General features: G+C 29.0%; 20 protein-coding genes, 1 pseudogene, 1 riboswitch and 2 other annotated features. Of the genes and pseudogenes, 16 read left to right on the top strand and 5 right to left on the bottom strand.

Annotated elements, in window-relative coordinates:
• Positions 1 to 19 precede the first annotated feature (19 nt).
• Complete coding sequence (locus tag A500_RS19910) at positions 20 to 184, bottom strand: transposase (protein WP_278245097.1); 165 nt, start codon at positions 182 to 184, stop codon at positions 20 to 22.
• Positions 185 to 355: 171 nt separating this feature from the next.
• On the opposite strand from A500_RS19910, the gene A500_RS07205 reads away from it, so the two are divergent.
• Together A500_RS07205 and A500_RS07200 are read left to right on the top strand one after the other, a co-directional pair.
• Positions 356 to 982, top strand: coding sequence for a hypothetical protein (locus A500_RS07205; RefSeq protein ID WP_016206924.1), 627 nt, complete (start codon positions 356 to 358; stop codon positions 980 to 982).
• Positions 983 to 1,741: 759 nt separating this feature from the next.
• On the top strand, positions 1,742 to 1,924 hold the full coding sequence (locus A500_RS07200; RefSeq protein WP_016206922.1) for a hypothetical protein: 183 nt from the start codon (positions 1,742 to 1,744) through the stop codon (positions 1,922 to 1,924).
• Between the two features lie 170 nt (positions 1,925 to 2,094).
• Here A500_RS07200 and A500_RS07195 read toward each other — a convergent pair whose 3' ends face one another.
• Positions 2,095 to 2,313, bottom strand: a complete 219-nt coding sequence (locus A500_RS07195; protein WP_016206921.1) for a (2Fe-2S)-binding protein — start codon at positions 2,311 to 2,313, stop codon at positions 2,095 to 2,097.
• A gap of 290 nt (positions 2,314 to 2,603) precedes the next feature.
• Positions 2,604 to 2,854 (top strand) — a binding site (T-box leader).
• Positions 2,855 to 3,020: 166 nt separating this feature from the next.
• Between A500_RS07195 and ileS the strand changes: the two genes are divergently transcribed.
• Together ileS and A500_RS07185 are read left to right on the top strand one after the other, a co-directional pair.
• The gene (gene ileS / locus A500_RS07190) at positions 3,021 to 6,131 is read left to right on the top strand and encodes an isoleucine--tRNA ligase (protein WP_016206920.1); all 3,111 of its coding nucleotides are present in this window, start codon (positions 3,021 to 3,023) and stop codon (positions 6,129 to 6,131) included.
• 182 nt (positions 6,132 to 6,313) lie between these two features.
• Positions 6,314 to 7,311, top strand: a pseudogene (locus tag A500_RS07185) (LacI family DNA-binding transcriptional regulator).
• A gap of 261 nt (positions 7,312 to 7,572) precedes the next feature.
• Here the strand turns inward: A500_RS07185 and A500_RS07180 are convergent.
• Positions 7,573 to 7,758: a hypothetical protein gene (locus A500_RS07180; protein ID WP_016206919.1), complete on the bottom strand. Its 186-nt coding sequence runs from the start codon at positions 7,756 to 7,758 to the stop codon at positions 7,573 to 7,575.
• A 185-nt stretch (positions 7,759 to 7,943) separates the two neighbouring features.
• Here A500_RS07180 and A500_RS07175 point away from each other — a divergent pair, with 185 nt between their 5' ends.
• The 6 genes from A500_RS07175 to A500_RS07150 all read left to right on the top strand — a co-directional run bounded on the left by A500_RS07175 (position 7,944) and on the right by A500_RS07150 (position 13,437).
• A complete protein-coding gene (locus tag A500_RS07175) occupies positions 7,944 to 8,519 on the top strand; it encodes a nucleoside recognition domain-containing protein (protein ID WP_016206918.1) in 576 nt (191 codons plus the stop codon).
• An 18-nt stretch (positions 8,520 to 8,537) separates the two neighbouring features.
• Positions 8,538 to 9,062: a spore maturation protein gene (locus tag A500_RS07170; RefSeq protein ID WP_016206917.1), complete on the top strand. Its 525-nt coding sequence runs from the start codon at positions 8,538 to 8,540 to the stop codon at positions 9,060 to 9,062.
• Positions 9,063 to 9,180: 118 nt separating this feature from the next.
• Entirely contained in the window at positions 9,181 to 9,393 is a 213-nt protein-coding gene (locus tag A500_RS07165) for a hypothetical protein (protein ID WP_016206916.1), read from the top strand.
• A gap of 261 nt (positions 9,394 to 9,654) precedes the next feature.
• The gene (locus A500_RS07160) at positions 9,655 to 10,095 is read left to right on the top strand and encodes an ACT domain-containing protein (protein ID WP_016206915.1); all 441 of its coding nucleotides are present in this window, start codon (positions 9,655 to 9,657) and stop codon (positions 10,093 to 10,095) included.
• 15 nt (positions 10,096 to 10,110) lie between these two features.
• The gene (locus tag A500_RS07155; RefSeq protein ID WP_016206914.1) at positions 10,111 to 11,343 is read left to right on the top strand and encodes an aminopeptidase P family protein; all 1,233 of its coding nucleotides are present in this window, start codon (positions 10,111 to 10,113) and stop codon (positions 11,341 to 11,343) included.
• Between the two features lie 78 nt (positions 11,344 to 11,421).
• Positions 11,422 to 11,599: riboswitch (Lysine riboswitch) on the top strand.
• Between the two features lie 107 nt (positions 11,600 to 11,706).
• Positions 11,707 to 13,437, top strand: a complete 1,731-nt coding sequence (locus A500_RS07150; protein ID WP_016206913.1) for a Na+/H+ antiporter NhaC family protein — start codon at positions 11,707 to 11,709, stop codon at positions 13,435 to 13,437.
• A 72-nt stretch (positions 13,438 to 13,509) separates the two neighbouring features.
• Here A500_RS07150 and A500_RS07145 read toward each other — a convergent pair whose 3' ends face one another.
• Positions 13,510 to 13,965, bottom strand: a complete 456-nt coding sequence (locus A500_RS07145; protein ID WP_016206912.1) for a DUF5680 domain-containing protein — start codon at positions 13,963 to 13,965, stop codon at positions 13,510 to 13,512.
• Positions 13,966 to 14,201: 236 nt separating this feature from the next.
• Between A500_RS07145 and A500_RS07140 the strand changes: the two genes are divergently transcribed.
• Both A500_RS07140 and A500_RS07135 read left to right on the top strand, forming a co-directional pair.
• Positions 14,202 to 15,968, top strand: a complete 1,767-nt coding sequence (locus tag A500_RS07140) for an aminopeptidase P family protein (protein ID WP_016206911.1) — start codon at positions 14,202 to 14,204, stop codon at positions 15,966 to 15,968.
• Positions 15,969 to 16,046: 78 nt separating this feature from the next.
• Positions 16,047 to 16,358 (top strand): hypothetical protein, encoded by a 312-nt coding sequence (locus tag A500_RS07135; protein ID WP_016206910.1) that lies wholly within the window; start codon positions 16,047 to 16,049, stop codon positions 16,356 to 16,358.
• A gap of 24 nt (positions 16,359 to 16,382) precedes the next feature.
• On the opposite strand, the gene A500_RS07130 is transcribed toward A500_RS07135, so the two are convergent.
• Positions 16,383 to 16,886, bottom strand: coding sequence for an FUSC family protein (locus A500_RS07130; RefSeq protein ID WP_016206909.1), 504 nt, complete (start codon positions 16,884 to 16,886; stop codon positions 16,383 to 16,385).
• A gap of 87 nt (positions 16,887 to 16,973) precedes the next feature.
• Here A500_RS07130 and A500_RS07125 point away from each other — a divergent pair, with 87 nt between their 5' ends.
• The 4 genes from A500_RS07125 to A500_RS07110 all read left to right on the top strand — a co-directional run bounded on the left by A500_RS07125 (position 16,974) and on the right by A500_RS07110 (position 23,348).
• Positions 16,974 to 17,357 (top strand): SdpI family protein, encoded by a 384-nt coding sequence (locus A500_RS07125; RefSeq protein ID WP_016206908.1) that lies wholly within the window; start codon positions 16,974 to 16,976, stop codon positions 17,355 to 17,357.
• Between the two features lie 54 nt (positions 17,358 to 17,411).
• Positions 17,412 to 17,648 (top strand) — a binding site (T-box leader).
• An 81-nt stretch (positions 17,649 to 17,729) separates the two neighbouring features.
• Positions 17,730 to 19,673, top strand: a complete 1,944-nt coding sequence (gene metG, locus A500_RS07120) for a methionine--tRNA ligase (protein WP_016206907.1) — start codon at positions 17,730 to 17,732, stop codon at positions 19,671 to 19,673.
• A 134-nt stretch (positions 19,674 to 19,807) separates the two neighbouring features.
• Positions 19,808 to 21,439, top strand: coding sequence for a methionine--tRNA ligase (gene metG / locus A500_RS07115; RefSeq protein ID WP_016206906.1), 1,632 nt, complete (start codon positions 19,808 to 19,810; stop codon positions 21,437 to 21,439).
• A 298-nt stretch (positions 21,440 to 21,737) separates the two neighbouring features.
• The gene (locus A500_RS07110; protein WP_016206905.1) at positions 21,738 to 23,348 is read left to right on the top strand and encodes a Na/Pi cotransporter family protein; all 1,611 of its coding nucleotides are present in this window, start codon (positions 21,738 to 21,740) and stop codon (positions 23,346 to 23,348) included.
• Positions 23,349 to 23,445 lie beyond the last annotated feature (97 nt).

Below are 23,445 nucleotides of genomic sequence, written 5' to 3'. Positions count from 1 at the left end.
TATAATAACTTTATGTGAATTAATAGGTAGTAGAGACAAATTCACCAGTTAATCCATCAAATGCAACTAATGGATGATATCCATTTGCGGAATAATGAAAATTGTACCTAAAACCATATTGATTCCTATAGGTTTCACAATTAATTGAATCTAAATCAATCAATACTTGTTTAGGTTTTTTGATAGAGTAAACTTTATCTTGATCTATAGGATATCAGCATTAAATTTTAGAACTATAGCCCACTAAAATATTAAATATTTATTAAGAATTGAAATTAATACAATATTAGACAAAAATATACATTTAATTATGGTAAAATATTCATGTATTATAAATAAATTATGAGGTGATTTTATGAAAGCTAAAACAAAACAATTGCTAACATTACTTATGGCAGGGTTACTGTCTATTTCTGTTCCATTTACTACTTATGCAAGTACTTCAGCAAAAAATTCACTTGTGAATGTTATTGTTTCTGAGAGTGATGAACAAACTATAATTGCTCAAGTACCAAAAGAATATGTTGATGAATATAAAGAAAAATTAAAGGATCCAGTTTTTAAACAAGAGCAAATTAACATGATGAGTGGTAATAATAGTGATCTTTCAGAAGGAAAAATTGTTGCACAAAGTCTTCCTGAAGGAAAAATGATTGCACAAAGATATTTGTATAGGTCTGATATAAAAAGGATATATGAATCTGCTACGGCACCGAATGCATTGGAAAATCTTATTCTTAATTTTGGGCCAAGCGCTGCTGTTTCAAAGATAATAGCAACTTTAGGGCTAGGTAGCCCATGGGGTCTTGTAGGTGCATTAGGAACTTGGGCAGTTGAGTATATAAGAGTTAAGCCAGAGGACTGGTGGACGCAATCGTATATAATGATTTTAGAAAAGAGTATTAGTTGTGTAAGAGTATCACATATTCAAAATCTAAAGCCAACATATCCTGCAGCTTGGTTAATCTTAGAAAGGCTATAAGTTTATTAATATATGAAAACTAATTATTTTATAAGAAATATTAAAGTTTTATGTAATAAAAAGATATTTATATATTTTGTTCGAGGGATTGGATGGATAGTTTTACCCATTGCAATTCACATAGGATTATTTCACAAGGGAGTTTTGGATGAATATCCAATTTTATCTTTAGTTTTTGTTTTAATATTTCTTCTTACAGATTATAAAGTTAAATATAAAGATATGAAAACTTCAAAACGAGTGATTATACTTTTATCATACCTTGTTGCTTGTATTATATGTGGATATATCGTTTATATTATAGGTTGCAAATTCTAAAAAATATTATAAAAAATAAAGAAAAAGATTATGTGTTATATAAATTAAGGTATAATCTTTTTAAATACTAAATAATTAAAGTCTTAGAAAACTAAGGCTTTTTATTTTGCTTAAAAATCGTCCTATGTGCTTTAGGTGTATAGGGGAAAATACTATTGTTAAACAAAATAATTTTGTTTAACAAGGCTCATGGAAGTTTGTGGGATAAGGAGGATATATGTTAAAGAAAGAATCATTAAAATTAATAGAAAAAGCTGGTGATGGTGAAAATATAGATTCATTGCGAGAAAATAATTGGTGATGGTAAAATGGATGAAGCTTAGTTTTCTTTAATAATTTTTCTATATTAAATTCATTGATAAATTTATACCCATAAGTTATGAATATAAAATTTAAATACAAATATAATTATAGTATAAAGCAATTATTTGGGGGATTTAGATGATATTTAAGGCAATTGTTATACCAACTCCAAGAAGAATACGAAAATTTGTGGAGGACAAAATAGATGAATTGACCTGCGAGAGCATAACAAGGGATAAAATTGAAAATAAAAAATTAGAACATATGGATATGACAAAAGATACTTTTAAAAATTATGGATTATCAGTTAGACTTTTTTAAATGAAATATTAGACATATGTAAGGTTAATTTATTATGGTGTCCTTTTTAGGTCAGCACAAACTTACATATGTCTATTTTAAATTTAAACAAAATATAAGCCACCTGTTTCCATAACAGGTGGCTTAGGGGAGATATAATCTATATGCTAATATAGTTTGGGGGAACTATATTAGTTATTTTCCAGATGTTTATCAATCAAATTTTGGATTGTAGGGGTACATCTGTAGCCTCTGCATCCACCTGTACAAGCTCCTGTTGCCTTTGAAACTTGTTCTACGGTATGAGCTCCGGCTTTGATTGCATCTTTTATTTTGGATCTTGGTATTGCCTTGCAAGTACAAACTTTAGTAATCTTATCAAGGACTTGTTCGTTTAAGTTATTTTCCATTTAGTTTTCCTCCTATATATTAAGAAATAGACTAAGGAAAATAAAGGGGATAAAAAATAATTATTGTTTATTCTTTATGATTAAATTATATAGCTATCAATAAAGAAAGTCAATACTAATTAATAAAAATTATTAGATAAGTATAAGTTTGTCAATTGGTATTGATAATACTATTTTGTGAAAATTATATTTAAATATTCCTAAATATAATCTTTTATATTATTCTACTTTGTAGTAGAATATAATTATTATTAACATAATGATTATATTTATATTAGCTTATTCAATAATTAAAGACTGTGATTAGGAAAAGTACTTAGTTGGATACTTTAAGAGAGTGACTGTTTGGTGGAAAGTCATAGAGAAGATTAAGGAAAATCACCTAGGAGTTTGAGACTGAAAGGTAAATTTACTAATTAAGTTTTCACGTTAGCCAGCGTTAAAGGATAGAGTATGATTGTACTCGAAATAGAAAGTTTTTCATAATTTTATGATAAACTTATGACCTTAGGTGGTATAGCGAATTATCTTCGTCCTATTGGGCGAAGTTTTTTTTATTTAATTTATGTTTAGTAGCAATCAGCTTGTGAATAATTACTAGTCTATAGTTAATAATGTAAAATATAGATTAAGGGTTATGATAAAGATAAGTATAGTCTTAAACTAGTATATTTAATATAAATTGATCAAAAGAAGGGAGTTTATATATGTACAAAAAAGTTGAACTGTCAAAGGGCTTTGTTGGCATGGAAAAGGAAGTAGCAAACCTTTGGAAAGAAAATAATGTTATTAAAAAGAATTTTGATATGAATCAAGATGGTGAGTATTTTACATTTTATGATGGACCTCCAACAGCAAATGGAAGACCTCACGTAGGACACGTTTTAACAAGAGTTATGAAGGATATTATCCCAAGATACAAAGTTATGAAGGGATACAAAGTTATAAGAAAAGCAGGTTGGGATACTCATGGATTACCAGTTGAACTTGAGATTGAAAAGAAACTTGGAATTTCAGGGAAAGAGCAAATCGAAAGTTATGGAGTAGAGAAGTTTGTTACAGAGTGTAAGGAATCAGTATTTACTTATGTAAACATGTGGGAAAAAATGACTAATCAAATAGGATACTGGGTAGATATGGAACAGCCTTATGTTACATATCATAACTCATATATAGAATCTGTTTGGTGGGCATTAAGCCAAATGTGGGAAAAAGGACTTTTATATAAAGGTCATAAAGTAATGCCATACTGTCCAAGATGTGGAACAGGACTTTCTTCACATGAAGTTTCACAAGGATATAAGGATGTTAAGGATTTAACTGCTATAGTTAAATTTAAAGTTGAAGGAGAAGAAAATAAATATATATTAGCATGGACAACAACTCCATGGACATTACCTTCAAACTTAGCGTTATGTGTAAATAAAGCTTATGATTATATTGAAGCGAAAGTTGGAGATGAAACATTAGTACTTGCTAAAGATTTAGCTTCAAAGGTATTAGGCGAAGACTATGAAGTAATTAAAGAGTTTAAAGGAACTGAATTATTAGGAACTAAATATGAAAGATTACTTCCTTTTGGTGAAGTTGAAGGAAAGGCATTTGAAGTTATTCATGGAGACTATGTAACTTTATCAGATGGTACAGGGATAGTTCATATAGCACCTGCATATGGTGAAGATGATAGTTTTGTTGCAAAGAAAAATGGAATAGGATTTATAAACTTAGTAGATGCTAGTGGTAACTTTGTAGAAGAAGTAACTCCATGGGCAGGAAAGTTTGTTAAAAAGTGTGATGAAAGCATAGTTAAATACTTAGATGAAAATAACAAGTTATTTAAAGCTGAAAAGCATACACACTCATATCCACACTGTTGGAGATGTGACACACCACTTCTTTATTATCCAAGAGAAAGCTGGTTTGTTGCAATGACTAAGCTTAGAGATAAGCTATTAGAAAATAATAATAAAATTAATTGGTATCCAGATAACATAAGAACAGGTAGATTTGGAAAGTTCTTAGAAAATGTTATTGACTGGGGAATATCAAGAGATAGATATTGGGGTACTCCACTTCCTATTTGGGAATGTGAATGTGGCCATAAAGAATGTATAGGAAGTATAGAAGAATTAAAAGAAAAGGGAATTAATGTTCCTGAAGATATAGAGCTGCATAAGCCATATATAGATAATGTTCACTTAAAGTGCCCTAAGTGTAGTAAGGAAATGACAAGAACAGCTGAAGTTATTGACTGTTGGTTTGATTCAGGATCAATGCCTTTTGCACAATTACATTATCCATTTGAGAATAAAGAAGTATTTGAAAAGAATTTCCCAGCTCAATTTATTTCAGAAGCTGTTGACCAGACAAGAGGTTGGTTCTATACTTTATTAGCTATTTCTACAGCTATATTTGATACGAATTCATTTGAAAATTGTATAGTTTTAGGCCACGTGTTAGATAAGAAAGGCTTAAAGATGTCAAAGTCAAAAGGAAATGTTGTAGATCCATTTGAAGTTTTAGATTCACAAGGAGCAGATGCAACAAGATGGCATTTCTATACAGCAAGTGCGCCATGGCTTCCAACAAGATTTTCTATTGATGATGTTCAAGAAGCACAAAGAAAGTTCTTAAGTACTTTCTGGAATGTATATTCATTTTATGTTTTATATGCAGATTTAGATAAGTTTAATCCATTAGAATATAAAGATTTTAAATCAAAAAATGTAATGGATAAATGGATAATGTCAAAGCTTAATACATTAATTAAAGATGTTGATGACAATTTAAATTCATATAATATAACTCAAGCTGCATTAATTATTGAAGAGTTTACAGATGAACTTTCAAATTGGTATGTAAGAAGAAATAGAGCAAGATACTGGTCAGAAGACTTAACTGAAGACAAGATTGGTGCTTATGTTACTTTATATAGAGTCTTAACTACTTTAGTTAAAGTTGCAGCTCCGTTTGTACCATTTATAACAGAAGAAATTTATCAAAATTTAGTTGTAGGCTTAGATGAATCAGCTGTGGAAAGTGTACATTTATGCACATGGCCAACTTATGATGAAAATGCTATTGATGAAAAGTTAGAAAAGGAAATGGATTTAGCTTATACAATAGTTAAACTTGGAAGAAGTGCTAGAAATGGTGCTAACATAAAAAATAGACAGCCGCTTTCAAAGATGCTTTTATCAACAGCAGTAATACCAGAATATTATGGTGATATAATAAAAGATGAACTTAATATAAAAGTCGTAGAATTCGGTGCTGATTTATCACAATATGTTAATTTTGAAATTAAGCCTAATTTACCTGTATTAGGAAAGGCGTATGGTAAGTTAATTCCAGGAATAAGAAAAGAAATAGCTTCAAGAAATCAAATGGAATTAGCACAAAAACTTCAAAATGGTGGAACTGAAACTATAATAGTGAATGAAACTGAAATAGTTTTAAATAGTGAAAGCGTTCTAGTAACAATGCAAGGTTTAGAAGGATATGCTTTTGCTGGAGAAGGTCAAATAGGAATAGTTCTTGATACTACTATTACAGAAGAATTAAGAGAAGAAGGACATTTAAGAGAAGTAATTTCAAAGATTCAAAATATGAGAAAAGAGAAAGGCTTTGAGGTTGCAGATAAAATTAAATTATTTATTTCAGATAATGATATGTTAATAGGCGTAATCAATAAATATTCTGATGTAATAAAAAGAGAAACTTTAACGCAAGAGATTGCAGTAAATGAAAAGGCAGATTATACAGAAACAATCATAAATGGCGAAAAGCTAAATATGACAGTAGAAGTTATAAAATAGGTAAAGATTTTATTAAAAGGTTAGAAGTTTCTACTAAACTTCTAACTTTTTAACTCTATTATAGTAAGTTATTATAAAGAGAAAGCTTGAATATTGTATTAATTATTTGTAAATAGTATAATATATAGATAATATATAGTAGAATAAGGAAAAGATTATAATAAAAATGGAGTGATGTTGGTATGGCTACTTCTATAAAAGATGTTGCTAAAGAAGCGGGCGTCTCAATTGCTACTGTTTCTAGAGTTTTAAATGACATAGATGTTGTAAACGAGGATACGAAAAAAAGGTCTTAGATGCAATAAAAAAACTAGGATATAGACCTAATATAGTAGCAAGAAGCTTAAAGACGCAAAAAACAAAAACTGTAGGTATTTTAGTTCCTGATATTTCAAGTGGTTTTTATCCTGAAATAGTTAGAGGAGCAGAAGATGTTGCTAATATTTACGATTATAACGTAATATTATGTAATTCAGACTTTGATGATGAAAAGGAAAAAGAATATTTAAGAGTACTTAAAGAGAAAATGGTTGATGGAGTTATATATATGAGTTCATCACTGCAAGAAGAAACTTTACAGATAATAAATGAATTAGATTTAACTACAGTATTAGTTGAAACTAAAGATAAGGATGAAAGCTTACCAAGTGTAATAATAGATAACATAAAAGCTTCAGAAGAAGCTACAAATTATCTTATAAACAAAGGTTTAAAAAATATAGCATATGCTGGTGCTAAAAAGGATAGTATGAATGCTTGGGGTGATAGATACATAGGTTATGAAAATGCCCTAAGAGATAAAAATATCAGTATAGATGAAGATTTAATATATACAAAAGGATTAAAAGTTAAGACTGGGTATGAGGCCGTAGAATATTTCGAAAATAGCAATAAAGCTTATGAAGCAGTAGTATGTGGATCCGATGAAATTGCTATGGGTGTAATAAATGCACTAAGAGAGCGTGGAAAAAAAGTTCCAGAAGATGTAAGCGTTATAGGATTTAATGACAATGCTGTTTCTTCAGTTTTCTATCCTAAAATAACTACTATAAGACAACCAAGTTATGATATGGGATCAGTAGCTATGAGAATGCTTATAAAAATGTTAAACAAAAAGGAATTAGATGAATCACAGTTTATTCTTGAATATGAGCTTATAGAAAGAGAAAGCTGTAAATAGTATTAGTAAGGGGATATCGTAGATATCCCCTTAATTGTAAACTTTATACTTTTTTGTTCTGAAGTATTGCTAGCGGATGAAAATCATGGTATAATTATGACAATATATTATTAAACGTTTTCAAATTTCGACTGTGTGTAAGAGAAAGTATGATAGTGTATGGTCTTAAGATTAGAAGTGGGTTATCTAATCAAAAAAATGTGAGTTATAAGTCATAAAAAAACAACTTCGTTATCGAAGTTGTTTTTTTTATAATAAATATTAAAGAATTCCTTCAGTTTTTAAAATACTTTCCAATTCTTGAACCTTTTCTGTTAATGTAAGAAACTTTTCCTTTAAGATATCTTTAGAAAGGTCATCTCCATCGATGACGCTTACCATATCATCTACTGTTTTTAATGCATCATCTATATCTTGTTGAGCTAGTTTTAAGTTTGCTTCTTTCATAATTTGTCTCCTTTAAGCATATAAACATAATTAATATTACATATATTTATCCTATCACTAATAAATACCTTATGCAAGGCATATATTGTATAAGGCAAAATCAAATAAATGATAGACCAATAGTAAAATATCTTTAGTCTATTATTCATTTTAATATGCCTAAGCAATTTATAAGAGGTGAGATTTTGATAAACTATATTTGGTTTGGAATGATATTTTTAGGGGTATTAATTGGATTGTTAACAGGTAATGGAGAGGTAATATCAAAAGCTATAATATCTTCTGCTGATTCAACTGTTTCATTAATTTTAGGGCTAGTAGGACTTATGTGTTTTTGGTGTGGGGTAATGAAAGTAGCAGAAAAAAGTGGTTTTACGAATAAACTTGCAAAGATTTTAAGACCAATATTAAAGCTTATTTTTAAAGAGGCTGCTAAGGATGAAAAGGCATTAGGAGCAATAGTTATGAACATAACAGCAAATATGATGGGGCTGGGTAATGCAGCAACACCATTTGGTATAAAAGCTATGCAAGAAATGGACAGGTTAAATAAGGAAAAAGGAACAGCATCAGATGACATGTCATTATTTTTAGTGCTAAATGCAGCTTGTATACAATTAGTACCTTCAACAGTAATATCAATAAGAGCTGCTTGTGGCTCAAGTAATCCAGGCTCAATAATACTTCCAGCAGTACTAGCAAGTACTATTGCTGCTATAATGGGAGTTATTTGTTGTAAAGTATTACAAAGATATTTTTAATAGGAGGTGTATAATAAAATGTTTCAATATTTAACCAAAAGTATAATTCCTATAATAGTTATTATAATCATTACTTATGGAATGTTTAAAGGACGAAAAGTCTACGAATGGTTTATAGAAGGAGCAAAAGATGGGTTGAAGGTTTGTTTAAACATATTTCCATATTTATTAGCTATGATAATAGCCGTGAACATATTTAGGGAAGCAAAATTATTAGATATATTAAATAATATGGTAGCACCAATTGGTGGGTTAATTGGATTGCCAAAGGAGGTAGTTCCACTAGTATTAGTAAAGCCCTTATCAGGCAGTGGAGCTATAGGAATTCTTACTGATATACTAAAAACACATGGACCGGATACACCAATAGGATTAATTTCCTCAGTTATTATGGGAACAACAGAAACAATATTCTACACAATAACAGTTTACTTTGGAGCAGTTCAAATTAAGAAGATAAGGCATACATTATGGGCTGCTATATTAGCTGATTTAACAGCTATAATAGCTGCAATTTTCTTGGTGAATAAATTTATAATGTAGTGAATTTATTAAATAAATAATTAACAAATTTTAATCAATACGTAATAATTTTGTAACTAGTTATTAATGAAAGTATCTTATAATAAAAATATAGAAAGAAGGAGGGAAGTGTATAAACATGGAATGGAATGACAAATTATTTTTGTCAGAAGAGGAATTGAAATTACTAACTATGTTTCTTGCTTATGGAGTAGGACTTGGAGTTTTAGCAGGGTTATTTACAGGAAACATTCAACTGTGTTTTGCATTAGGGGGAGTTATATCTATATTGATTTCGCTTTTAAAGATATTTATAAATAGAATAAAGAAATCAAATAAGATTCATATATAAATAATAGTAGATATCTAAGTATATTTATTATAAATTTAATTATACTTTAAATTTATGATATTATGTAGAGTCTCAAAAACTTATATAAAAGTTTCAACAATGTATGTTTTGAATTTTGCTTAAGTAGTAATGTTAACTTGTAATAGTATTACTTAGTAATGATGTAGATTATTAATTGAAACATATATATTTTATTTTAAATAAGCTATATAATTATTAATTATATAGCTTATTTAATTTTAATATAAGGTAGGTGACTTTATGTCTTCGGAAAAGTTTTATATAGTTAGTGGGAGAGTATTGCCGGAGGTTTTTAAAAAAGTTTTAGAAGTTAAGGAAAACCTTATTACTGGAAAGGCAAAGGATATAAGTGATGCTGTGAAACAAACAGGGATAAGTAGAAGTACCTTTTATAAATATAAAGATTATGTTTTTCCAATGACAGAAGGGATACATAGTAAGAAAATAACATTAGTTGTATTACTATCCCATGAAACTGGAACTTTATCTAAGGTTTTAGATTGTATTGCTTTTAATAAGGGAAATATATTAACAATAAGTCAAGATATACCTATAAATATGGCTGCAAATGTCACTATAACCCTTGACATATCTAATGTAAAAAAAGATTTAAAACATTTAGTAAATACTTTAAGAGCACTACCTAATGTAATTAGCGTTAAGGTATTAGCAATGGAATAAGGAGGACATTAATTTATGAATAAGAAATTTTATAAAAGTAATAGAAATAAGGTTTTAAATAAAATTAAAGATAATTCCTTATTAATATTATTTGCTGGAAATGCCCCGAAAAAAACTGCTGATGAAAAATATAAATTTACACCTAACAGAAACTTTTATTATTTAACGGGGATAGATGAAGAAAATCATATTTTAGTCTTATCAAAATTTAGTGGTAAGATAAAAGAATATTTATTTATAAAAGAGGTTGACCCAATTGTAGAGAAATGGGAAGGTAAAACTATAAGAAAAGAAGAGGTACCTGAAATTTGTGATATAGAAGATGTGAGATATTTAGGTGAATTTAATAATTTTATAGATAAGATAATTTCGGATAATGAAGAAATAAATATCTATTTAGACTTAGAAAAAGAAAATAGCTCATATAAGTATGCGAGTGAAATTAAGAGTAAGTATTATAACTTAAACATAAAGAATTCTTTTAAGCTTATAGGTAATTTAAGACTCATAAAAAGTGAAGAAGAAATTGAAAGAATTAGAAAAGCTATAGAAATTACAATAGAAGGTGTAGAAACATTAATGAAAAATTCTAGATCTGGAATGAAGGAATATGAACTAGAGGCATATTTTGATTTTATATGTAAGAAAAATGGAGTAAATGATTTTGCTTTTAAAACTATTGCAGCCGCAGGGAAAAATGCAACAGTTTTGCATTATGTAAATAATGACTCAGAATTGAATAATGGAGATTTAATATTATTTGATTTAGGAGCTCAATATAAATATTATAATGGAGATATATCAAGGACATTCCCTGTTAATGGTAAGTTTACGGAAAGGCAAAAAGAAGTATATAATGCGGTTCTTAGAGTAAATGAAAAAGTTATTAAAGAAATGAGACCAGGAGTAAGCTTTTTAGAGTTAAATAGTAAAGCAAGAGAATGGATTGCTGAAGAGTGTATTTCACTTGGATTAATGACCAATAAAGATGAAGTTTCAAAGTTTTATTATCATAGTATAGGGCATAGCTTAGGCATGGACACACATGATATAGAATTAGAAAATAGGGATGTTATATTAGAAGCTGGCATGGTCTATACTGTTGAACCAGGAATATATATAGAAGAAGAGAAGATAGGAGTAAGAATAGAAGATGATATTCTTATTACTGAGAATGGTAATGAAGTATTAACTAAAGATATGATTAAGACTATAGAAGAAATAGAAACATTTATGGAAACAAGATAAAATAATATATTATAGGTTAATGGTTGCTTTAGTTAGTTAATGATTATATAATATTTGTATAAAATAAATATAAATAAAGACAAGGGTAGAGGAGCGATACTTAAAAGTACTATTAATGAGGTAAGCACTTAGATTTAGTAGGAAAGGAATTATCGCCGAAGTGTATGATTGATGCTTTAAGATCATGTTACTGGGGTTGCATAAAATATGTGTAACACTGTCACAAGTTTTGTTATTGTGATGAGCTATCGCTTGAGGAATTTTACTTTTTGAATTTAGAGTATATTAGAGCCTTGAGTGAAACTCAAGGCTTTTTTTTGTTCTGCTTTTTAATTATTTATTTAAACATTGAAGGAGAAAAATATGAATAATAAAAGAAACTTAAGAATATTATTGATTACAATAATATTAACATTACAATCAACATCTATAGTTTTTGCAACGGAAGTAGATACAGCTACATCTAATGCTAATCATTATGGATTCTTAACTTTAATACCACCAGTTATTGCAATAGTATTAGCCTTTTTAACTAAGAATGTTATTATATCTTTATTCATAGGAACACTATCAGGAGCATTTTTAGTACAGTTAGTAGATAAATCTTTTTTTACTGCTGTTATTCATTCATTTTTAGATTTAGTATCTAGATCTTTAAACTCTCTAGCAGATCCTTGGAATGCAGGAATAATACTACAGGTTTTAGTAATAGGTGGAGTTATTCATTTAGTTGCTAAAATGGGTGGTGCTAAAGCTGTTGCAGAAGCATTAGCCAAAAAGGCCAAAACTGCAAGAAGTACTCAAGTAGTAACTCTTTTATTAGGGATAGCTGTGTTTTTTGACGACTACGCTAATTCATTAATTGTTGGACCTATTATGAAACCAGTTGCAGATAAAATGAAAATATCAAGAGAAAGATTAGCTTTTATAATAGATGCAACAGCAGCACCTATTGCAGGATTAGCTATTGTATCTACTTGGATAGGATTAGAAGTTGGATTAATAAAGGATGCTTTTTTAAATGGTATAGGGAAAGAAGTTGATGCGTTTGGAATCTTCTTACAGACTATACCTTATAGATTTTACAATATATTAATATTAGTTTTTGTATTTATCACTTCAATATTATTAAAAGAGTTTGGGCCAATGTATAAAGCAGAAGTAGCTGCAAGAAGAAGAAGTTTAAATTCGGAGAATGATAGTGAGGTCGCAGTTGATTCTAATATGGATCATGATGATCTTGAACCAAAGGAAGGGGTAGAGTTAAGTATATGGAATGCAATAATTCCTATAGGAACATTAGTTATTACAGCTTTAATATGTTTTTATTTTAGTGGATATTCTGCAATAATGGGTGGAGAAGATAGTGCTCTTCAGCAAATAATGAACAGCTCACCACTATCATTCAAAGCTATACAAGAGGCATTTAGTGCATCGGATGCATCAATTGCATTATTCCAATCAGCTTTAATAGCAAGCGTTGTATCTATAATAATGGGAGTATCTAAGAAAATATTTACTATTTCAGAAGCTATAGACACATGGATAGATGGTATGAAACCTCTACTAATAACAGGTGTAATATTATTATTAGCATGGTCATTAAGCTCTGTAATAAAGGATTTAGGAACAGCTAAATATTTAGTTTCGTTACTTTCAGGTTCATTACCTAACTTTTTACTTCCAAGCTTAATATTTATATTAGGAGCAGTTATTTCATTTGCTACAGGAACTGCATATGGAACTATGGGAATATTAATGCCTCTAGCAATACCATTAGCGTATTCTATGAATCCAGATATGAGTTACGTGATTGTTAGTACAAGTGCTGTATTAACGGGTGCTATTTTTGGGGATCATTGTTCGCCAATATCAGATACAACAATCCTTTCATCAATGGGATCTGGATGCAATCATATTGCTCATGTAAATACGCAAATATGGTACTCACTGTTTATAGCAGTAATAACTATTTTGTTTGGATATATTCCAGCAGGATTTGGAATAAAGTGGTATGTAGTACTTCCAATAGCTGTGATAGCGGTTTATTTAGGAATTCAAGTCTTAGGTAAAAAGGTTGAGGAATCAGTGTAAATAAGTTTTACAAAATAAAGAGGAAGTTTTGCAAGTATATATACTTGCAAAACTTCCTAAATTTTTTTGCTATTATTTAAGATTTCCTCCATGAAAATAAAGTTTAAATATTTGTGTTCCTTTATGATATATTGCTTCAACACCATTAAAAGAAGCAATATCACCATCCCAAGTACATTCATAAACAAAATCTTCATCCTCAAAATGTCTAGGTCCTCTAAATGGACAATCATCAGATACTTTTTTTAAAGCATCTTTTAAGAATTTACTAAATCCAGAAGGAGTTTCTTTAACAAGAACTTGTCCTTTATAATTCATCCCCCAACAAATTTTTTCATTATCCCAAACCAATTCTTCACCTATAAAATCTTTGTTTCCAACAAAACTATCAAGATAGTAATAATTAAATTTTTTGTAAGCATAGTCTTTAGAATTTGGTCTAGAAGATTCTTCTTTTTTTGCTCCTGAAGCATATGTATTTCTTTTAGCCTCTACAATAAAGCTCTTAAATTTAGATTGGTCTCCCATATAAGCCTTCCCCCCTTGTATACGTTACATAAATTATATACGAAAAACTTAATCGAATCAATAAATTTTCAGAAAATACAATATATTAAGAATTTTCGATTTAACTATATAAGCTGAAGATAGAGTTATATTATATTAATTATGTAGATTATTAACTAAAACATATATATAATATTGAATATAAAAATAAAGAAGTGATAGAAAATAATTTATCATTTTAATTAGGGGGCACTAACGTGAGTAATTTAGAAAAAATTAGAGACATTATGAAAAAAAATAATATAAATTATTATATTATTCCAAGTAGTGATTCACATCAAAGTGAATATGTAGCAGATTATTTTAAAGGAAGAGAGTTCATATCAGGTTTTACTGGCTCAGCAGGAACTCTATTAATAGGACATCAGGATGCTTATTTATGGACTGACGGAAGGTATTTTATTCAAGCTGAGAAAGAACTTAGAGGAACTGGAATTTCACTTATGAAAATGAGAACTTCAGGATATCCAACTATTGAGGAATGGATTAAGCAAAATATTAAAGAAGAAGAAACTTTGGGATTTGATGGTAAGTTGTTTTCTGTTAATCAATATAAAGGTTTTTTAAATATAGCTAATGAAAATAAGCTTAGATTAAATATGAATAATGATTTATTAGAGGAATTTTGGGCTACAAGAAGCGAACTTCCTAAAAGTAAAATATTTATACATGAAGAAGTATATTCTGGTAAATCTGCTTTAGAAAAATTAAGTGAAGTCAGATACCATATGAAAGAAAAAAAAGCTGCAAATTATATAATATCATCATTAGACGATATAGCATGGCTATGTAACATAAGAGGAAACGATATAAAGTTTAATCCTGTTGCTCTTGCTTATGTAATTGTTACTGAAAAGGATACAAATCTTTATATAAATAATAATAAGATAGATAACGAAACCAGAATCAAATTAAATAGCCAAGGCATTAACATATATGAATATGATGAAATAGAGGAGCACGTTAAATTAATAAATGAAGCTACTATAATAGATGCAAGTAAGTTAAATGCTAAAATATATTCACTATTAAGTAAAGATATAGAAATAATAGATGAAATTAATATAACAACAAGACTAAAAGCAGTTAAAAATGATATTGAAATTTCTAACATAGAAAAATCTCAAATTAGAGATGGAGTAGCTATGGTTAGATTTATTAAGTGGTTAAAAGAATCAATAAAGAAAGAAAAAATAACTGAGATATCAGCAAGTAAGAAATTGACAGAGCTTAGAGCGATGGGTGAAAATTATAAAGGTGATAGTTTTAATACTATAGCCGGCTATAAAGACCATGCAGCAATGATGCACTATTCAGCTACAGAGGCAACAGACTATGAATTAAAAGCAGAAGGAATGTTTCTTGTAGATTCAGGAGCTCAATATCTTGATGGAACAACAGATATAACAAGGACTTTTGTTTTAGGAAAGCTAACTTCTGAAGAAAAAAGAGATTTTACTCTTGTGTTAAAGGGACATATAGCTTTAGCAACAGCCAAATTCCTAAAAGGAACAACTGGGATGAATTTAGATATATTAGCAAGAAGACCTCTCTGGAACTATAGAATTGACTATAAGTGTGGAACAGGTCATGGTGTAGGATATTTTTTAAATGTTCATGAAGGACCTCAAGGAATAAGACCAGAAGGAAATACTACAGCTTTAGAAAAAGGGATGATAATAACCAATGAACCAGGAGTCTACAAAGAAGGAAAACATGGAATAAGAATAGAAAATACACTTTTAGTGGTAGAAGATATGAAGTCAGAAGAGTTTGGAGAGTTTTATAAGTTTAATACAATATCATATTGTCCAATAGATTTAAACGGTGTAGATATATATATGCTTACAAATGAAGAAAAAGAATGGTTAAACAACTATCATAAAATTGTATTTGAAAAATTAAGTCCATATCTAAGTGAAGAAGAAGTTAAGTTCTTAGAAGGTGAAACTAGAGAAATTTAAATTTATTTATGTATTCAATGGCTAGAGGAATATTTAATATTAATCTAGCCAAAATAACCATGAAGGGAGGTTAGAATAATGAAGAAATTTATTACTATTAGTTTGGTTTCCTTATTTTTATCATTTATTATATTTACTCAATCAGTATATGCAGTAAATATATTTGAGGAAGGAGTATATAAGGTTTCTGACTTAAACTTTTCAAATGAAAGATATACAGTACAAAATGTATCTGAAACAGATAGCATTTATTTACAAGTATTTGATGAAAATCAAATAATTCTCCAAGCTATTAGGCTTTCGCCTAAATCAGATAAGTTTAATTTAACTTTTTTATTACCAGATTATAGGATTGTAATAGTCGGCAAAGGAAATGTTTATATTTCTTAAAAATTGCGGAGGAATTTTTTTATATTATTTATTTTCATTTGGTTCATCCATTTTTTTAAGTTTTTCTTCTGGAGGATTTATATATCTATTTATTAATATTCCGATAATAACTCCTATAGCAGTTTCACCTGTCCTTCTTATAGAATACATAATAGGATTAGCAACGGCAGGATCTACCAAAATACTTAAAACAACTATTGATGCAATGACACAAGCAGCAGGTTTTTTTATTACATTACAAATATAAATAATTAGACAAACATTTACTGCAGATATAATTGTAGAAAATGAATGTAAATTAAGTTTGCTTATAGCAAGTAACATAACAATACCAAGAATACCACCAAGAAAAGTACCAATTAATCTATTAATTCCGGTATGCACCGAATTTTCTATGGTACTTTGCATACAGATAATTGCTGCAATTGGTGGGTTTAAGGCACCTGGAAATAATAATAAACATATTAAAACGGCTATACCAGTTTTTATGTTTCTAGAGCCTATATTAGGTACATTTAAATTATTCATACTTAAACACCTCCATACAAAATTATTATATCATATAAATTTAATTAAATATAATATATGACATATTTGGTAAATAAGTATATAATTATGACTATAAATAAAAAAGATAAAGAGTTAGGATATTATAATATGAATTTTTGGATTTATTTAATATTGATAGAACTAATACCAATAGCGCTATTTGTTATAGGTGGAATTTATGAAACTAAATCTACGAATTACCCAGATACTAAAATTGGGTATAAGACTGAATATTCGATTAAAGATAAGTTTTCTTGGGAATATTCTAATAAAGTGGCTGCTAAGATTTATGGAACAGTAGGAACGATATTATTTATAATTAATGCAATAGTATTACTTATAATAGGGGAAAAGTCATTCAATTTTTTATTATTAGTTAATTCATTTATGGTTATTTTAGATAAATTAATAATAGATAAATTATTAAAGAAAAAATTTGAAAAAAGATGATATGATAAAAATAATTGACAGTAAAATTAATATAGAATATCATAATAATAAATAAAGAATGCAATGAAGAGAAGAGTAGTAAAGGAGAATGTCTAAAGAGAGCTAGGTTAGGTGAAAGCTAGTGGCATAAAGCTTTATGAAGATGGCCTTGGAGCATATTTTCTGAGCAATATAGCTAGGAAAATACGGGAGCAACCGTTATATTGCAAGGTGATGGCATGTCACCTATTGAGATATTTATCGCAAGATAAATATGAATTAGAGTGGTAACACGTATAATACGTCTCTATGTAGGTTTTAATATACCTATATAGGGACTTTTTTATTATTCAAGAATTTATAAAGAAGAAACGATTAAGGGAGGAAAATGGTATGTGTAAGAAGACATATTATATTACTACACCAATTTATTATCCATCAACTAAACTTCATATTGGAAACACTTATACTACTGTAGCAGCAGATGCTTTAGCAAGATATAAGAGATTAACAGGGTATGATGTGATGTTTTTAACAGGAACAGATGAGCATGGACAAAAAATACAAAGAATAGCAGAAGAAAAGGGAATAACACCTAAGAAACATGTAGATGAAATAGTAGCAGGAATTAAAGATTTATGGAAGATGATGAATATCAGCTATGATAAATTTATAAGAACAACTGATGATTATCATATTAAAGCTGTTCAAGATATATTCAAAAAGCTATATGATAATGGAGATATATATAAGTCATCTTATGAAGGTTTATACTGTACTCCTTGTGAATCCTTCTGGACAGAAACTCAATTAGTTAATGGAAATTGTCCAGACTGTGGAAGACCAGTAGAAAAATCAAAGGAAGAAGCTTATTTCTTTAAGATGAGTAAATATGCTGACAAGTTAATGGAATACATTGAAACTCATCCAGATTTTATTCAACCAGAATCAAGAAAAAATGAAATGGTTAATAACTTCTTAAAACCAGGATTGCAAGATCTTTGCGTTTCAAGAACAAGCTTCAATTGGGGAGTTCCAGTTACTTTTGATGAAGGACACGTAGTTTATGTTTGGATAGATGCCCTTTCAAACTATATAACAGCTTTAGGATATGGAAGTGACAACAAAGAGCTTTATGAAAAATACTGGCCAGCAGATGTTCATTTAATAGGTAAGGACATATTAAGATTCCATACTATTTATTGGCCAATTATGTTAATGGCTTTAGATTTACCACTACCAAAGCAAGTATTCGGACACGGATGGTTACTTGTTGATGGTGGAAAGATGTCTAAATCTAAAGGTAATGTAGTTGATCCAGTAACTTTAGTTGAAAACTTTGGAGTGGATGCAGTTAGATACTATTTATTAAGAGAAATTCCATTTGGAGCAGATGGATTATTCAATAATGAAATATTTATAAAGAAAATAAACTCTGATTTATGCAATGATTTAGGGAACCTATTATCTAGAACTGTAGCAATGATAGAAAAATACTTTGATGGAGTAGTTCCAAATAATAATGTTAAAGAAGCTATAGATAATGAATTAATTAATTTAGCTTTAGAAACTCCTAAGAAGGTTAATGATGCAATAGATAAATTAAGAATACCAGAAGCATTAGAATATATATTTGATTTAATAGGAAGAGCAAATAAATATATAGATGAAACTACACCATGGATATTAGCTAAGGATGAAGAAAAGAAAGAAAGACTTGGAACAGTTTTATACAACTTAGTTGAGAGCTTAAGATTTGCTTCAGTACTACTATCTGCTTTCTTACCAGATACAAGCAAGAAGATAAATGAACAAATAACTGCAAGCAATGTTACTTTTGAATCATTAAATAGTTTTGATGGAACAGTAGTTGGAACTAAGGTCCAAAAGGGAGAAGCACTATTCCCAAGAATAGATGTAGATAAGAAATTAGCAGAATTAGACGCTTTAAGAGAAGCTCAATTAGCTGCTAATAAACCAGAAGAAAAAAGAGAAATAACTCCAATTAAAGAAGAAATAACTATAGAGGATTTCGAAAAAATAGACTTAAGAGTAGTAAAAGTATTAGCTTGTGAGCCAATAAAGAAGGCTAAGAAATTATTAAAACTAACTGTAGACTTAAATGGGGAAGAAAGACAAGTGGTTTCAGGAATAGCACAATACTATAAGCCGGAAGAGCTAGTTGGTAAATATGTAGTATTAGTAGCAAACTTAAAACCAGTAACACTAAGAGGGGAACTATCACAAGGAATGATATTAGCAGCATCAACTGATGGCGATAGTTTACTAAAGGTAGTAAATCCAGGGGAACTACCAACAGGAAGCGTAGTAAGATAAATTAAAAATTAAGAATAAAGAATGTAAAATCGAGGAAACAATTCAGCCTTTATGAATTATAAAAATATAAGACTCAGCCTAAGCTGAGTCTTCTCCTTAATTCTACATTCTTAATTCAAACAAGGGGGTTTTTTATGAATATAATAGTAGGAAATGCATGGCCTTATGCAAATGGACCATTACATCTAGGAAGAATAGCAGTATTACTACCTGGTGATATAATTGCTAGGTATCATAGACTTATGGGTGATGAAGTTATATTTTTATCTGGAACTGACTGTCATGGTACACCAGTAACTATGAAGGCTAAGGAAGAAGGAATAACTCCATTAGAAGCAACAAAAAAGTACCATAATGAATTTAAAGAATGCTTTGATAAGTTAGGATTTTCTTTTGATATATTTGCAAGGACTCATTCAGAGTATCACGAGGAAAGGGTTAAGAAATTTATACTCGAGTTATATAATAAGGGATATATATATGAAAAGGAAATAGAACAAACTTATTGTGAAAGTTGCAATGAGTTTTTATCCGATAGATATATAGAAGGAAAGTGTCCGCATTGTGGAGAAATAGTATCTGGAGATGAATGTGAAAGTTGTTCTGAGATAATTGAAGCAGAAGACCTTTTAGATAAAAAGTGTAAACTTTGTGGAAATGAAACAGTAGTTAAACAAACAAAACATTTATTTTTCTCTCTTTCAAGTTTTGAAAATGATGTTAGAAGACTTTTAATTAGACAAAAGGGTTGGAGAGAAAATGCTGAAAAAATAGTAAAGAGATATTTAGATGAAGGATTAAGGGATAGAGCAGTTACAAGAGATTTTAATTGGGGGGTAGATGTACCTTTAGAAGGATACGAAGATAAAAGGATATTTGTTTGGATTGAGGCAGTTATGGGATATTTAACTGCGAGTATGAAGTGTTTAGAAGAAAAAAATGAGGACTGGAAGGAATATTGGCAAGGAGATGATTCAAGAGTTTATTTTGTTCATGGCAAAGATAATATACCTTTCCACACAGTTATATTTCCAGCTATTCTAGCAGGACTTGGAATAAAAAATCCTAATTTAAGAGTTATATCAAGTGAATATATGAAATTAGAAGGGAAAAATTTCTCATCAGTAAAAAATTGGGCTATATGGGCAGATTATATAGTTGATAATTATAATGTGGATGAGTTCAGATATTATTATTTAGCTTTAAATTCTCCAGAGATTAAGGATACAGATTTCACTTGGAGGGATTTTATAAATGTAGTAAATAGGGACTTAGTAAGTTCCTTAGAAGGTTTTGTTAAGAAAATCATAGATTTTATAAATAAATACTATGAAAGGGAAGTACCAGTAGGAATTACATCAAATGATTTTAGAAATGAAATACTTAACCTATATTTCGAAGTAGGAGATAATATAGAAGAAGGTAAATTTAAAGTTGCAATTTTAGGTATAATGAATTTTATAAAAAAAATGAATAAGTCTTTTGATGAAGAATATCAAGCTATATACACAGAGGTAAATAGAAAAGGAAATAAAAATAAAATATATGAGTATATTCAAGCTGTTGTAAATATATCAAATTTATTAGAACCATTTATGCCATATACTTGTAAAAAGATAAGACTTTCATTAAGACTATATGACCCTATTTGGAGTTATTCAGAAAAGAAAACTGGTAAAATTTTAGAATTAGAGAATTTATTTAATAAAATTGATAGAAAAAGGGCTTCAGAAGAAGTAAAAAGATTAAAAGAAGAAAGAAATTAATTTAATAAAGGAAAAACCCTAGATTAAATCACTTTGGGGAATAATTTAATCTAGGGACCATTAGATGGTTTTAGGGGTAAATAATAATGCTTTAACTACTTTACAAATATTATAATACAGCAATAATATGACAATACCGTGACAAAAGTATAAAAAAATTGTGAATACTTATCAAGTTATTAGTTTTAACAAGAATTTAACATTCTATCTATATTTACAACTACGAATATTAATTGTATATTAAGTTTGGTAATTAATAATTTTAATATATAAATTATAAATTTATAAGGAGAGAGTCATGGATAAGTTTGCTATTTTTACAGGTTTGCTAGGAGGATTAGGACTATTTTTATATGGAATGAAGCTTATGGGAGATGGTCTAGAAAATGCTGCTGGTGAGGGCTTAAAATCCATATTAGAGAAATTAACAAGTAATAAGTACATAGGAGTATTGGTTGGAGCAGCAGTTACAGCAATAATACAAAGTTCAAGTGCAACTACTGTAATGATTGTTAGTTTTGTAAATGCAGGATTAATGAATTTACTTCAAGCTGCAGGAGTAATAATGGGAGCTAATATAGGAACAACTATTACAGCTCAAATGGTATCATTCAAGTTAGATGCAATTGCACCAATATTTATAGGTGTAGGGGCAATAATATTACTTGTAGCTAAAAAGAAAAGAGTTAGAGATATAGCTAGTATAGCTTTAGGTTTTGGAATTCTATTTATGGGAATGGGTGTAATGTCAGATGCAATGAAGCCAATAGCAGAAGCAAGCTGGTTTAAAGAATTTGTAATAGTAGTTGCAGATAATAGCATATTAGGACTACTTGCAGGACTGGGAATGACTGCTGTTGTTCAAAGTTCATCAGCAACAACAGGTATTTTAGTTGCATTAGCGACAACAGGAGCAATAGATATGCGATTAGCATTTCCGGTAATACTAGGTTGCAATATAGGTACATGCGTTACTGCAATATTAGCTTCATTAGGGGCAAATAGAACTGCAAAAAAAGCTGCATTAATACATTTATTATTTAATTCAATGGGAGCATTAATTTTCTTGCCATTTATAGGTCCATTTATAAGATTAGTAGAATCAACTGATCCATCAAGCGTGGCAAGGCAAGTTGCAAATGCACATACTATATTTAATGTTACAGTTACTGTATTATTACTACCATTATCAGCATACTTAGTTAAAATAGTTAATAGAATACTTCCAGGAGATGCGGAGATAGAAAAAGAAGGAGCTATTTATTTGGATAAAAGTTTATTAGAAACTCCAATAGTAGCAAATGGCCAAGTTTTTAAAGAAACTTTAAGAATGGCTACAAAAGCAAAAGAAAATGTAGCATTAGCTATGGAAGCATTTACAAATAGTAATATGGATTCTGCAGATAAAGTATATAAAAATGAGAAAATAATAAATGCATTAGAGAAAGACATAACAGATTATTTAGTTGAGTTATCTCAATTAGAGTTACCTGAGGAAGATATTAAGCTATTTAGTTCAACATATCATGTAATTAATGATATAGAAAGAATTGGGGATCATGCAGAAAATATAGCTGATTTAGCAGTAGAAAAAATAAATAAAAACATACATCTTGGAAGTAGTGCTAAAGAGGAGTTAACAATTATTTTTGATAAAACTATGAAAGCCATGGAAATTGCTATTGAAAGTTATAATAATAAAAAAATAATGGCTCCAATTGAAATAGAGCAAATAGAGGATGAGATAGACGAACTAGAAAAGAAGTTTAGAGAAAATAATATAAAGAGATTAAATGAAAAGTCTTGTTCAGCTGCATCAAGTGTAATCTTCTTAGATTTATTAAGCAACTTAGAAAGAATAGGGGATCATGCAAATAATATCGGAACTTCAGGAAAAAAGAATAAATAATAAAAATAAAATGTGATAAAAAATTAAGCCCATCTACTTTGGAAAATCCTTAGTGGATGGGCTTGTATATTAGATTCAGCAATTTCTTCATTGTTTC

The organism is Clostridium sartagoforme AAU1, assembly GCF_000401215.1.
Taxonomy (GTDB): Bacteria; Bacillota; Clostridia; order Clostridiales; family Clostridiaceae; genus Clostridium; species Clostridium sartagoforme.
Note: the sequence above shows the minus strand (reverse complement) of the source record. Positions and strands in the feature narration are given on the sequence as shown.